12 protein-coding genes and 1 pseudogene are annotated in these 13,493 nt (G+C 48.2%); 11 read left to right on the top strand and 2 right to left on the bottom strand.

Annotated features, from left to right (window positions below):
* From Q1M25_RS04640 to Q1M25_RS04590, 11 genes and pseudogenes are all read left to right on the top strand, one after another.
* Positions 1 to 1,046 (top strand): ATP-binding cassette domain-containing protein (locus tag Q1M25_RS04640; protein WP_300482266.1); only part of this gene is annotated, 1,046 nt, incomplete at its 5' end.
* Between the two features lie 84 nt (positions 1,047 to 1,130).
* On the top strand, positions 1,131 to 1,907 hold the full coding sequence (locus Q1M25_RS04635; RefSeq protein ID WP_003746329.1) for a ferredoxin--NADP reductase: 777 nt from the start codon (positions 1,131 to 1,133) through the stop codon (positions 1,905 to 1,907).
* 73 nt (positions 1,908 to 1,980) lie between these two features.
* A pseudogene (locus tag Q1M25_RS04630) lies at positions 1,981 to 2,682 on the top strand (uroporphyrinogen-III synthase); the annotation flags it as partial.
* Positions 2,683 to 2,832: 150 nt separating this feature from the next.
* Entirely contained in the window at positions 2,833 to 4,104 is a 1,272-nt protein-coding gene (locus Q1M25_RS04625) for a uroporphyrinogen-III C-methyltransferase (RefSeq protein ID WP_300482268.1), read from the top strand.
* Positions 4,101 to 5,324, top strand: a complete 1,224-nt coding sequence (locus Q1M25_RS04620; protein ID WP_300482261.1) for a heme biosynthesis HemY N-terminal domain-containing protein — start codon at positions 4,101 to 4,103, stop codon at positions 5,322 to 5,324. The genes Q1M25_RS04625 and Q1M25_RS04620 overlap by 4 nt, the downstream gene beginning before the upstream one ends.
* A gap of 135 nt (positions 5,325 to 5,459) precedes the next feature.
* Positions 5,460 to 6,521 (top strand): uroporphyrinogen decarboxylase, encoded by a 1,062-nt coding sequence (gene hemE / locus Q1M25_RS04615; protein ID WP_300482259.1) that lies wholly within the window; start codon positions 5,460 to 5,462, stop codon positions 6,519 to 6,521.
* 142 nt (positions 6,522 to 6,663) lie between these two features.
* A complete protein-coding gene (gene cls, locus Q1M25_RS04610; RefSeq protein WP_300482257.1) occupies positions 6,664 to 8,157 on the top strand; it encodes a cardiolipin synthase in 1,494 nt (497 codons plus the stop codon).
* Positions 8,158 to 8,475: 318 nt separating this feature from the next.
* Positions 8,476 to 10,572, top strand: a complete 2,097-nt coding sequence (locus Q1M25_RS04605; protein ID WP_300482255.1) for a TonB-dependent siderophore receptor — start codon at positions 8,476 to 8,478, stop codon at positions 10,570 to 10,572.
* A 454-nt stretch (positions 10,573 to 11,026) separates the two neighbouring features.
* A complete protein-coding gene (locus tag Q1M25_RS04600; protein ID WP_003685761.1) occupies positions 11,027 to 11,221 on the top strand; it encodes a DUF2892 domain-containing protein in 195 nt (64 codons plus the stop codon).
* A gap of 12 nt (positions 11,222 to 11,233) precedes the next feature.
* Positions 11,234 to 11,755 carry a rhodanese family protein gene (locus Q1M25_RS04595; protein ID WP_300482251.1) on the top strand — a complete coding sequence of 174 codons (522 nt, stop codon included), beginning with the start codon at positions 11,234 to 11,236 and terminating at the stop codon, positions 11,753 to 11,755.
* Between the two features lie 79 nt (positions 11,756 to 11,834).
* The gene (locus Q1M25_RS04590; RefSeq protein WP_070625688.1) at positions 11,835 to 12,137 is read left to right on the top strand and encodes a helix-turn-helix transcriptional regulator; all 303 of its coding nucleotides are present in this window, start codon (positions 11,835 to 11,837) and stop codon (positions 12,135 to 12,137) included.
* A 91-nt stretch (positions 12,138 to 12,228) separates the two neighbouring features.
* On the opposite strand, the gene Q1M25_RS04585 is transcribed toward Q1M25_RS04590, so the two are convergent.
* Positions 12,229 to 12,570 carry a hypothetical protein gene (locus Q1M25_RS04585; protein WP_049322137.1) on the bottom strand — a complete coding sequence of 114 codons (342 nt, stop codon included), beginning with the start codon at positions 12,568 to 12,570 and terminating at the stop codon, positions 12,229 to 12,231.
* Positions 12,571 to 12,788: 218 nt separating this feature from the next.
* The coding region (locus tag Q1M25_RS04580) for a hypothetical protein (RefSeq protein WP_300482245.1) at positions 12,789 to 13,493 on the bottom strand (705 nt) is incomplete at its 5' end.

The following is a 13,493-nucleotide window of genomic DNA, read 5'->3' as shown; positions in this document are numbered from 1 at the left end:
TGCTCAAACAGGTTTCCGCCAGCTCTGCCGGTACCGGCATTACGCAATTAATGGCTTCGGTTGCACTGGCCGCAATTATTTACGCAGCCGCCCGCCAAGCCGGACTTTCAGGCTTCAGCGCAGGCGATTTTATGTCGTTTTTGTCCAGCATGATCTTGATGTTTGACCCCATCAAACGCATGACCGGCGTGATGCAATCCCTGCAGCGTGGTTTGGCGGCGGCAGAAAGCGTCTTTACCTTTTTGGATCAACCCGAAGAAAGTAACGAAGGCAAACAAACCCTCAGCCCAAACCCTGGCAATATCGAATTTTGCGATGTTGTACACCGTTATCCCGAAGCCGAACGCAACAGCTTGAACCACATCAACCTGCTTGTCCCGCAAGGCAAAGTGACTGCCTTGGTCGGCGCATCGGGTTGCGGCAAAACCACCTTGGCCAATATGTTGCCGCGCTTCCTTAATCCCAATGAAGGCGAAGTTTTGATCGGCGGCATCAACGTCAATGAATATACGCTCGAAAGCTTGCGCAGCCGCATGGCATTCGTCGGCCAAAACGTTGTCCTGTTTAATGGTACGATTGCTGAAAACATTGCCTATGCTCAAACTGACAAATTCAGTGAGGCAGAAATTATCAATGCTGCAAAAGCCGCGAATGCTTGGGAATTTATCCAAAAAATGCCGCAAGGCCTGCACACTGAAGTCGGCGAAAACGGTTTAAAACTGTCCGGCGGCCAACGTCAACGTCTCGCTATTGCGCGTGCGCTTTTGAAAAACGCGCCGATTTTAATTTTAGACGAAGCCACCAGTGCATTGGATAATGAATCCGAACGTTTGGTACAAACCGCATTGGAAAACCTGATGCAAAACCGTACCACTTTGGTGATTGCCCACCGACTTTCTACCATCGAAAAAGCCGACAATATCGTTGTGATGCACGAAGGCAATGTAGTCGAACAAGGCACACACCAAGAATTAATCAGCGCAGGCGGACGCTATGCCGACCTGCACAGCCTCAGCGAAAAATCAGCCGTACCGGCGAGCAAGTAACTGAAGCCGTATTCCACTCTTTTTATTAACCTCGGCCGCCCCGACTTATCCTATTCAGACGGCCCCATCCGACAGAAAATATCAATGGCAGCATTCAATACCCAGAAAGTCTTGTCCGTACATCACTGGACCGACGCTTACTTCACTTTTACCTGCACCCGCGACGAATCTTTGCGCTTTGAAAACGGCCAATTCGTCATGGTCGGATTGATGGTGGACGGCAAGCCGCTGATGCGCGCATACAGCGTGGCTTCTGCCAACTGGGAAGAGCATCTGGAATTTTTCAGCATTAAAGTACAAGACGGCCCATTGACCAGCCGCCTGCAACACCTTAAAGTCGGCGATGATGTCCTTATCAGTAAAAAACCGACCGGCACACTGGTTGCCGGCGACCTAAATCCGGGCAAACACCTCTATCTCCTGAGCACCGGTACCGGCATCGCCCCTTTCCTAAGCATTACCAAAGACCCTGAAATTTACGAGCAATTCGAAAAAATCATCTTGGTTCACGGTGTACGCTACAAAAAAGACTTGGCATACTACGACCGCTTCACTAAAGAATTGCCCGAACACGAATACCTGGGCGATTTGGTTAAAGAAAAATTGATTTACTACCCGATTGTTTCACGCGAAGACTATGTACACCACGGCCGTCTGACCGATTTAATGCGCAGCGGCAAACTCTTCGAAGACATCGGTCTGCCTAAAATCAATCCGCAAGACGACCGCGCCATGTTGTGCGGCAGCCCTGCCATGTTGAAAGACACCTGCAACGTCTTGGACGAATTCGGCCTGACCGTTTCTCCGAAAACCGGTGTCCGCGGCGACTACCTGATTGAGCGCGCATTCGTCGATCAATAACGTATCCCCGGCAACAGGCCGTCTGAAACCCTTCTTTCAGACGGCCTAAAACCTTAATAATTTATCCCACATTATGCCTACCCTACTCATCATCCGTCCGTCCAACCGCCCACAACAAGATATCCAAACCTGCCATGCAGCCGGTTGGCAGGCTCAGGTATTGAGTCCGATTGAAATAGAGGCGGATCATTCGGCGCTAAAAAAACTTCCCGAACAATTCAAGCAAGCCGATGTCGTGTTTTGGGTCAGCCCCACCGCTATTGAAACCGCAGTGCCGCACTTGAACTTTTCAGACGGCCCCAGAGCACACATTACCGTCGGCCAAACCAGCCAACATACTTTGGCACAATTCTCCCCCTATCCCGTATTCTCTCCCGAAGATGGCAACGACAGCGAAGCCGTCTTGAGAATGCCTATTTGGAAAAACCTGCCACCCAATGCCCGAGTTTTAATCATTCGAGGTCATGGCGGCCGTGATTTTCTGGCAGACAAACTGACCGAACTGGGTTTCCAAATCGACATCGCCGAAATCTATTTCAGACGGCCACACGCCATCGATTGGCAGCACTTTAAAACCAAAGACATCGCCGCCGCCTACATTACATCCGGCGAGATCGCGCGCGAATTTTTCCATCAGATTCCGCCGCAATTTTCCCGATTCTTTGAATCCTTGCTATACTTTACCCATCATCCGCGCATTGCCGATACGCTTCGCATCGCCGGTGCCAAACATGTTGAAACCGTCACTTCTTTATCCGCTGCACTTTCATCCATACCACAAAGGAGCCAAGCAGTGAACCCAGTCGAAGACAATAAAGATACCCAACAAGTTGCCAATACAGCAGCTCCGGCGCCTGAACGTTCTGAAAACACCAGGCCGTCTGAACAAATCAAACCTACCCAACCTCAGCGAGTGGAGGCGAGCATGCCCGAGTCCAACAATCTCCCACAAAACAACGCCCCTGTTATCATCAAACAATCTGGCGGCAAAGCCTTGGCCGCAGGTGCAACCGTCTTGGCACTGCTAGGCCTAGGCGCGAGCGGATTCCTGTTTGTACAGGGTCAAAATGTTTTAAAAAACCAAGAGCTCGAATTCAACCAAAAAATCGACAAAGCGGCGTTGGGCGAATCTGAAAACGCCAGCCTTTTAAAAGACAACCTCAACCGCCAAACCGCTATTCAGGCCGAGTTAGACCGCCTGAACAACGGTCAAAAAAACAATAGCGATCAAATCCTGCAAACGCAGAAAGCTTATCAAGAGTTACTCAAAGGCCGTATCAACTGGCTGGTCGACGAAGCCGAATCTATGCTGAACACTGCTTCGCAACAATTGATGCTGTCAGGCAACCTTCAAGGCGCGGTCAGCGTATTGGAACACATCGACAGTCGCTTAAGCCGTTTTGAACAGCCTGAGCTTATCCCTGTCAAACAAGCCATCAGCAATGATTTGGCCGCGCTGAAAAACCGTCCTTATGTCGATATTTCCGCCACTGCCTTGCGTATCGACCGTTTGGAAACCGGTATTTCAGGCCTGCCTTTGGTTTTGGATGGCGTATTGAAACCAGGTGCCGCGCCTGTCGAAGCCGCTAATTCAGGAACTTGGTGGGAAAACACATGGGAAAAATCCCTTAATGCCCTCAAAGGCTTGGTTGAAGTCCGTCATCTTGATAGCAACGACGCCATGTTGATTTCGCCCGATCAAACCTACTTCATCCGTGAAAACCTGCGCCTGCGCCTTTTGGATGCGCGCATTGCCCTGTTGCAACACAACGGCGAAGTGTATCAAAGCGATTTGAACAACGTTGAAGCAACCGTGAAGCAATACTTCGACAGCAAATCCCCTGCTACGCAGTCATGGTTGAAAGAGTTGGCCGAACTCAAAGCCCTTGATGTCCGCATGATTTCAGACGACAGCCTGAAAGCCAGCTTGAGCGCCGTTCGCGCTTATCAAGAAGGTTCGCGTACACAAATGACGACCGAAGAAGCTACGCAAACCCAAGCTGCCGAGAAAACCGCTTCCGCTCCGGCTGCAACTACCGAGCAAGCCACAACTGCCGCACCGGCTGCCGCTTCTGCCCCTCAATCTTTAGAAGCACCTGCATTGCCGTCTGAAAACAAAAAAGAACCGGCCGCCGAAGCTTCCAAACCACAAAACCAAACCAAGCCTGCTGCCAAAATTAAAGGAGAGCAAGCATGAAAACCGTCGTTTGGATTGTCATTCTGTTTGCCGCCGCCGTCGGTTTAGCGTTGGCTTCCGGCATTTATACCGGCAACGTGTATGTCGTGGTTGAACAAACCATGCTGCGTATCAATCTGCATGCCTTTGTTTTAGGCCTACTGTTGAGCGTATTCGTCTTGTATTTCCTGATTAAATTCGTGTTCGGCCTCTTGAACATTCCGGCGCGTATGCAACGCTTCGGCATCGCCCGCAAAGGTCGTCAAGCTTCTGCCTCGTTGAACAGCGCAGGTTTGGCATATTTTGAAGGCCGTTTTGAAAAAGCCGAACAAGAAGCCGCCAAAGTCTTGCAAAACAAAGAAGCAGGCGACAACCGCACCCTGGCTTTGATGTTGGGCGCGCACGCGGCCGACCAAATGGAAAACTTTGAATTACGCGACCGCTATCTGCACGAAATCGAACACCTTCCACAAAAACAACAACTTTCCCGCCATCTTTTGCTGGCCGAATCTGCGCTGAGCCGCCGCGATTATCCGACTGCCGCACAAAACCTTGAAGCCGCAGCCAAAATCAACGGCAACTTGAGCCGCTTAGTGCGTCTGCAATTGCGTTATGCCTTTGATCACGGCGATGCTTCAGATGTCTTGGCAAAAGCGGAAAAACTGGTCAAAGCCGGCGCCATCAACGATTACGAAGCAGAACAGTATCAAAACTGGGCATATCGCCGCCTCTTGAGCGAAGTAACCGATGCAGGCCGTCTGAAAGCTTGTTTGAAACAGATTCCCGAAAGCGTGAAGTCTGGCCAATTGTGCGTCGCGATTGCCGAAAAATACGAGCGTTTGGGTTTGTATGCCGATGCAGTCAAATGGGTTAAAACCCATTATCCGCAAACCCGCCAGCCCGAGCTTTTGGAAGCTTTTGTCGAATCCGTGCGTTTCCTAAGCGAGCGCGAGCAACAAAAAGCCATCGACTTGGCAGACTCTTGGCTGCAGGAACAACCCGACAATGCACCACTATTGATGTATCTTGGCCAACTGGCTTACGGACGCAAACTTTGGGGCAAAGCCCAAGGCTACCTCGAAGCCAGTATCGCCCTGCAACCCAGCGTATCCGCACATTTGGTCTTGGCTCGTGTGTTTGATGAAACTGACCAGCCACAAAAAGCGCAAGAACAACGCAATCTGGTTTTGGAAAGCGTGGCAGAAGAAGAACATCCGGCAGCTCTTCCTCAGCCAAATTAATGTGCTGATTTCGCATTAAGCAACAATATGAAATCTACAACAGAACCAATCATTTAATCATTTCAGACGGCCTCAATACATATCTAAGGCCGTCTGAACTTTGTCCAACACACCAAATCAGAAAGCCTATTTATCATGACTGCTCTGAAAAACGACACTTTCCTCCGCGCCCTGCTCAAACAGCCTGTCGAATACACGCCCATCTGGATGATGCGCCAAGCCGGACGCTATCTGCCTGAATACAAAGTCACACGCGCACGCGCAGGCAGCTTTCTCGATTTGTGCAAGAACACCGAGCTGGCAACCGAAGTTACCATCCAGCCTTTAGAACGTTTTGATCTGGACGCAGCAATTCTGTTTTCCGATATTCTGACCGTTCCAGATGCCATGGGTTTGGGCCTGTATTTTGCCGAAGGTGAAGGCCCGAAATTCGAACGCGCCTTGCAACACGAAGCCGACATTGCAAAACTGCAAGTTCCCGACATGGAAAAACTGCAATACGTCTTTGATGCCGTAACTTCCATCCGTAAAGCACTGGACGGCCGAGTTCCGCTGATCGGCTTCTCCGGCAGCCCGTTCACGCTCGCCTGCTACATGGTTGAAGGCGGCAGCAGCAAAGAATTCCGCACCATCAAAACCATGATGTATTCGCGCCCTGATTTGCTGCATAAAATCCTCGACACCAATGCTCAAGCCGTTACCGCTTATCTCAACGCCCAAATCGATGCCGGCGCACAAGCCGTACAAATTTTCGACACTTGGGGCGGCGTGTTGAGCGATGCAGCGTTTAAAGAATTCAGCCTGAAGTACATCCGACAAATTGTTGCCGGACTCAAACGTGAAAGCGAAGGCCGCCGCGTGCCTGTTATCGTATTTGCGAAAGGCGGCGGCTTATGGCTGGAAAGCATGGCAGAAATCGGCGCAGATGCATTAGGCTTGGACTGGACCTGCAACATCAGCGAAGCACGCCGTCGCGTCGGCGAACAAGTTGCCCTGCAAGGCAACTTCGACCCGTTTGCTCTCTTTGGCACACCGGAATCTATCCGCACCGAAGTCGCGCGCATCCTTGCCGACTACGGCAAAGGCAGCGGCCATGTATTCAACCTCGGCCACGGCATCAACCAACACGCCGATCCGGAACACGCCAAAATTTTGGTCGATACCGTACATGAATTGTCCCGTCAGTATCACCGTTAATGGAAACAACGCAAAGGCCGTCTGAAAACAAAAACACAATTATCGTGTAAATTTGTTTTCAGACGGTTTTTCTATATACTTAATATTTGAAGTTTGTTGGCCCCAACCTTCAATTTAAAAACTCAACCAATCCCTACCGAATATGAATTTCTTAAAAGACATCACTTGGACCGAGATTTTTATCTTCGCCCACACCTGCGCCGCACTCGTCTGCATGCTGCGCGTGTTGTACAAACAAAAAAATATCGGCTCAACCTTTGCCTGGCTGATTATCCTCTTCCTTTTCCCCGTGTTCGGAACCATCGCCTACATCCTTATCGGCGAGCCTCGTCTCGGCACGGCCCGCGCCAAACGTACCGGCGAAATGAACCGCTTCTACCGCAACTTTGCCGCCACCCATCTAGCCGATATCTATCTCGACATTGCCGACCAAGCCAAATCACGTTACCACGGCATCAGTAAAGTTGCCGAAAAAGGAACGGGGCTGGGTGCCACCAAAGGCAATGCCATGAGCCTGCTCTCGACCACCGATGCCATCATCGATAGTATGCTTACAGACATACGCGCCGCAGCCCATTCCTGCCTGTTGGCCTTTTACATTATCGAACCCAAAGGCCGCATTGAAGAAATTCTAAATGAAATTCTTGCCGCCAAAGCCAGAGGCGTAGACTGCTCCATACTGGCCGATGCCGTCGGCAGCAGGAGCTTTCTTGAAAGCGATTGGGTAGAGAAACTGCGCCAAGCAGGCGTTGAAGTACATACCTCCTTACCTGTCGGCATCTGGCGTACATTATTCACGCGCACCGACCTGCGCAACCACCGCAAAATCCTCGTTATCGACAGCAAAATCGGTTACACCGGCAGCTTCAACCTTGTCGACCCGCGCTATTTCAAACAAAACTCTGGCGTCGGAGAATGGGTCGATGCCATGATGCGCTGTACAGGGCCTATGGTTTTGGAACTGTCTGCCGTCTTCTTCGCCGACCTCGCCGTCGAAACCGATGAAAACCTCCAAAACGTACAAACATACCTCAATCAAGCCCAAAGCCTGCTGCCCCAAATCCTTCCTGAAAAAATGCAGCAAGGCGATATTGTTGCCCAAATCATTCCATCCGCCCCAGAGCAAAGCAGCTTCGTTATCTACGAAACCATCATCAGCGCCATCTATGCCGCCACAAAACAAATCACGATTACTACTCCCTACTTTGTCCCCGACGAGCCGCTTCTCATGGCATTAACCGTTGCCGCCAAACGCGGCGTCAAAGTGACCCTGATACTGCCTGCCAAAGTTGACTCACTGATGGTACGCTACGCCTCACACGCCTACTACCCTATGTTGCTGGAAGCCGGTGTCAAAATTGCCATGTTTAAAGGTGGGCTCTTACATGCCAAAACCATGACCATTGATGAAGACTACTCTCTCTTCGGTACGGTCAACATGGACATGCGCAGCTTCTTCCTCAACCTAGAAATCAGCCTCGCCATCTACGATCGCGATACCACTAAACAAATCTGCCACCTACAGCGCAGCTACCTTAAAAACAGCAGCTACATTGCCATCAAATCATGGCAACAACGCTCCAAACTCCGCGGCCTCGTGGAAAATGCCGTCCGCCTAATGAGCCCTTTGCTGTAAAACATAAATATTTAGGCCGTCTGAAAAATACTTTTCAGATGGCCTTTTTAAATAAAACACTGATAGACAAAATTCTTTATTGACAGATATTCAAGCTATCCCATCTCTCCCTCTCAGAAAAAGTAAGACTCAACCCCTTTCTCAGCCAAAGAATCTTTACTAAATTTTACTAAAATATAAACAAAATGATTTTTATAAAAATCATATTAATTTTAGAATGAAATGAAACAGAATATATTTATTAATATTCATTAAGAATTTGATAATCATTATTATAATAATTAGAATAAGCAGTCAATTTTTTACTTAGGAAAAATCATGAATAAGGTCTCCTCTCCTGTATTCCGCCTTAGTATCATTACACTCGCATTATCAACAAGCTTCGCTCATGCCGAAAATTTGCAACCCGCAGAAACTGCCGAGCTGAATGAAATTAAAGTCACCGGTACTGCCGTACCGACTCGTGTAACCCGCAACCAGCTTGACCGCGAAACTTCGACCGATTTGAAACAAGTCATGAAAGACCAAATCGGTATGGACGTCGGCGGTGGCAACGGCGTAGCGCAGTTTTACAGCATCCGCGGCGTTGGTGAAGACAAGATTAACCTAGAAGTCGACAACACCAGCCAATCCACTAAAATCTTCCACCACCAAAGCCGCTTCCAGCTTGACCCCGCTTTGGTGAAAAACATCAACGTCGAAAAAGGCACAGGTGCGGCGAGCGCGGGCTTGGGTGCGGTCGGCGGTACCATCCGCGTAACGACGGTTGACGCGAAAGACCTGCTGACTGACGGCAAACCTTTCGGTTTCAAACTCGGCGCGGGCTTGAGCAGCAATAAAGGCTCAACCGGCAACGCGGCGGTTTACGGCTATCAAAATGGCTTCGATGCCTTGTTTGCAGGCAACTTCCTCAACAACCGCGACTACAAAGACGGCAACGGCAATGTCAACCTCGGCAGTCGTCTGAAACAGCACAGCTACCTCGCCAAACTCGGCTACGATTTCAACGACGACCACGGTATCCGCCTGACCTACCGTCAGGAATACCAAAAAGGCAACCGCACCGACAAAGCCGAGTTCCAAAACGTTGACAGCTACATCGGCGTGGACGGCACTTATCAAAAAGAGCAGACCTACAATCTGGAATACCGCGGCCGCAATGTCGGCTTCATCGACAAAATCGACGCCAATGTCTTCCAAATCAACACCGACGACACCAAGCCGCCTAAAGGCGCTCCTTCTCCAAAAGCCCAAGCTTCCGGCACAGCGCAAGGCGGCGTTCCCATCGGTCAGCTTGAGTTAAGCAAAATCAAAGCGACCGGTGCCAACCTGAACCTTGCCAGCTCCTTCGGCGACGGACACATGGTGAAATACGGCGTCAACTACCGCCACGAAACCTCCGAGCCGTCCGACAAAGGCGCATGGCTGAAGATTCTCGGCCTGTATGACCGCGACAAAGAGAAAAAGGCCGAATACGGCGTGTACGCGGAAGGCATTTGGAACCTGCACCCCGTTACCCTGACTACCGGCCTGCGTTACGACCATTTCAAATACAACGCTGCCAGCAAACAAAGCGCGTCGTACGGCCAGCTCAACCCCAGCATCGGCGCGATTTGGGACATCAACGACAACTTCTCCCTCTTGGCAAACCTCAATCAGGCAAGCCGCGCGCCCCGCCTGAACGAAGCCCTGTTGGCTAACGAACGCGCAGGCGCCGCCGCCGATTTGGACGGCAACCTCAAAGCCGAAACCGCCCGCCGTGCCGAATTGGGCTTCAAATGGCGCAACGACAACTTCAACGTCAGCGGCAGCGTGTTCCACCAACGCATCAAAGACCTCATCGTCTATCGTTGGGCAAAAATCAACAACAACACCGCCTCCATCACCGAACGCGGCAAGATTTACAACGGCGGCACGCTCAAAACCTACGGCTACGAACTTGACGCATCCTACCGCTGGGGCGGTCTGACCGTGCGTGCCGGCGTATCCTACGTCAAACCGCGTCTGAACGGCGAAATGTACTACGGCGAAAGCCCGATTCAAGCGGAAGACCACGAAAGTTCGTTCACCTTCTGGAACACCGGCCGCCAATGGCTAACCGGCCTGTCCTACCAGTTTGAAAACCCCAAACTCGAAATCGGCTGGCGCGGCCGCTACGCCCAAAGCGTGAAATATACCGACGTCGCCCGCGGACAAGGCACGATACACGGCAAGAAAGCCGGTTACGGCGTACACGACATTTACGCCAACTGGCAGCCGCTGAAAAAAGACAACCTGAACGTCAACTTCGCCGTCAACAACATCGGCAACAAACAATACCGTTCGCACAGCCAACGCTTCCCCGACGGCAACGGACGCGTCCCCTTCTACGAACGCGGTCGCGAGTTTGCCTTGGGCGTGAACTATCGTTTCTGATGATACGAACGACCTTATAAAGAAATTAAAGGCCGTCTGAAATTCAATTTTCAGACGGCCTTTTATAATTCGTAGACAATTTGATTTTAAAGTGTTTCCTCTCCCTTGCTAGTTACACAACGGATTATCCAGTCTTCAAATCGTCTCCATTGGGCTTCTTTTCCGAATCGGTCATGATTTGATTCCTTCTGAAAACTGACTACTCATTCTTCCAATATAAATAAGATCATCTCCAGTGCCGTCTAAAAAAATAAAGGCTGTATTTTTACATTTAACCATGCCGTTGGAGATTGATTCTATTTGTGTGTTTAAAAAATACAATGCAAATATTCATTACACTTTTACTGTAAACCATTTGACAAAGTCATTTTTAAAGCTATAATATTTCTCATATATGATTTTTATTATATATGTTTATTTATAGACAATTCATTCCGAAACAAGGAGCAATAAAATGAAACGAAACTTGGGTACTTTGGATCGCGTAATCCGTATTGTTATCGGTGTAGCGCTGATTGCTGCAGCCGCTACCGGGCAAATTGGCTGGTGGGGTTGGCTGGGCATCATCCCCCTGGGTACAGCACTGATTGGCAACTGCGCACTGTACAGCTTATTAGGCATCAACACCTGCCGCATCAACAAAAAATAACGAAGGCAAAACATGAGTACGGTCGGACAACTCCCGCGAATTACGCCTTCCGAAGCAATGGCAAAAATCCGTGAGGGCGCGTTGGCAGTGGACATCCGAAGCCAAGCCGAATATCGGGGCGGGCATATTGTCGGTGCATTATCCCTTCCGCCTGAACAGCAGCGAGACAGACTGCCCGATAATTCAGCCTCGTGCCTGATTTTTTATTGTCTGAGCGGCAAACGTACAACTCAGGCAGAAACTATATTGTCAGCGCTTGGCCAAGGTCGAGAATGCTATATTCTAGAAGGAGGCTTACAGGCATGGAAAGCTGCAGGGCTTCCTATTGTTGCCGACCGTGCCGCACCGGACATCATGCGACAGGTGCAAACCATAGCGGGCAGTTTGATTCTGTTGGGTGTGCTGGCAGGTTGGCTGGTATCGCCTTGGTTTTATCTGATAGACGTGATAGTCGGCGCAGGCCTGTTAACGGCCGGACTAACCGGATTCTGCGGCATGGCATGCCTGCTGACCAAAATGCCATGGAACCATTAAGCAAAGGCCGTCTGAAAGTTGCTGCTGAGGCCATTATGACTGATAATTCGACCTCCTCATTTGCCGACAAGCGTGAAAAATGACCACTGCCGACAATCAACCGCCCTACGAAGAAGCCAGCGCTTTTCTCAAACTTCTGGCCAATCCCAACCGCCTCGCCGTATTGTGCAAACTACATGAAAGGCCGCACAATGTAACTGAATTGGCTGAATCATCCGGACTGCCGCAAGCGGCAATGTCCAGCCAATTAGCGCTATTACGTGAAGCCGGTTTGGTATCGTTTGAAGTGAACCATCGGGAACGGCAATATTACATTGCCGACCCGAGGGTCACCGAGATGATACAGTTGCTGTATTCCTTTTTCTGTGCAGAAAAATCTTGAAATGTTATCGAAATAGGATAGCCAAAAAATCTATCCATTTATAATTTTAAATGGCCGTCTGAACCTTTTTCAGACGACCTTTATTGTATTTTTAGTCTTGCCATATAATCTCGTGTTTAGAACCATAAGTAATCTTCTTGATATTGTTTTCAAGAGCAATTTCTTTATCTAATGTTCCTGAGTATTCCGAACCTGCTAATTTTTGAAATAAAGTAACATTCAGCTCATCGTTGCGGCTAGTTGTTTTGATATCTGAAATACCCATTGCACTATTGCCTAATAAGCCTGTCAAATGCACCTGCCTATTCCCCTTAGCTTCATTGACAGCAACTTTGAAATTCCAAATATCTTCCAACTTAATTTCTTCATTAGAGAAAAAGCAGCCGGATAATATCAAGCCTGCAATACCCAGTATCATTGCCCTCATTTTCATAATAATTCCCTGATCGATTTAGTAACCTTAGGTTTGATTTTCAAAACTGACAGTTTCAGTATTTTCAGACGGCCTTTATTTCATACTGTTTCTGTATTTTCACTTAAAATCCACATGCGTGCGTACCGTACACACGCTACCGAAAGGTTTTATGCATGCTACCGCATTCTTTGTTTGACGCTACTGAAGTAATTAATTTACATTATATGACTTACTAATTACTCACCATCACATTCATATATATCTGAAGATTTCGGATATATAACTTCTAATAAATTATAAATCGACTCAACCTCATTAATATATGATATATCAGAATTATAATGTTTAATACTCTCTCTTCTGGCTGCATATAAGCTGTGATTTTTATCTTGAGTATCATTATATTTATCTTTGTATACTTCGTTATATTTTTCAATTAAGATACATGCCCCTTTTTTTACGCTGTCTTGATTAGATAAATATACGTCTGAAGTTACCTGCATAATGCCAGATGTTTTAATTCTACCAGTCCCAAAAAGTAATCTTTCCATAAACCTACATAATATATGTCTATTAAAATCTTCATAAATTAAAATCGAATATATTAATGCTTTTTGTTTTTCAATAATGCTATTATCTATATCAGTCCCAATTGCTTCTTCAATAATATAACCATATTTATGAGAAAAACGATCGTGCTTATGCTTTACATAATTTAATTTCCTATTATTATCTAAAGATGATATTGAAATATCTTTAATAACTTTATATATATAACCAATAATCGCAAACCACAATGCTGTTGTAATTTCTTGTTCCGTTGGCAAAGGGAAGTATCTTTTTTCAATAAAATTTTTATAAACAATGTATGAGATAAATATAGAAATAAAAGCTGTTAGAATATATTTTACCCAGTTTGTAATTTTTAATCTGCCTATGAT

Origin of the sequence: uncultured Neisseria sp. (assembly GCF_951230505.1) — a bacterium.
In the GTDB taxonomy this organism is placed as follows: Bacteria; Pseudomonadota; Gammaproteobacteria; order Burkholderiales; family Neisseriaceae; genus Neisseria.
This window is presented reverse-complemented; position numbering and strand designations above follow the sequence as displayed.

Coding starts and splice junctions, on each gene's coding strand:
- Q1M25_RS04635 (WP_003746329.1), top strand. CDS start 1,131: ATGGCAGCATTCAATACCCAGAAAGTCTTGTCCGTACATCACTGGACC.
- Q1M25_RS04625 (WP_300482268.1), top strand. CDS start 2,833: ATGCCCGAGTCCAACAATCTCCCACAAAACAACGCCCCTGTTATCATC.
- Q1M25_RS04620 (WP_300482261.1), top strand. CDS start 4,101: ATGAAAACCGTCGTTTGGATTGTCATTCTGTTTGCCGCCGCCGTCGGT.
- hemE (WP_300482259.1), top strand. CDS start 5,460: ATGACTGCTCTGAAAAACGACACTTTCCTCCGCGCCCTGCTCAAACAG.
- cls (WP_300482257.1), top strand. CDS start 6,664: ATGAATTTCTTAAAAGACATCACTTGGACCGAGATTTTTATCTTCGCC.
- Q1M25_RS04605 (WP_300482255.1), top strand. CDS start 8,476: ATGAATAAGGTCTCCTCTCCTGTATTCCGCCTTAGTATCATTACACTC.
- Q1M25_RS04600 (WP_003685761.1), top strand. CDS start 11,027: ATGAAACGAAACTTGGGTACTTTGGATCGCGTAATCCGTATTGTTATC.
- Q1M25_RS04595 (WP_300482251.1), top strand. CDS start 11,234: ATGAGTACGGTCGGACAACTCCCGCGAATTACGCCTTCCGAAGCAATG.
- Q1M25_RS04590 (WP_070625688.1), top strand. CDS start 11,835: ATGACCACTGCCGACAATCAACCGCCCTACGAAGAAGCCAGCGCTTTT.
- Q1M25_RS04585 (WP_049322137.1), bottom strand. CDS start 12,570: ATGAAAATGAGGGCAATGATACTGGGTATTGCAGGCTTGATATTATCC.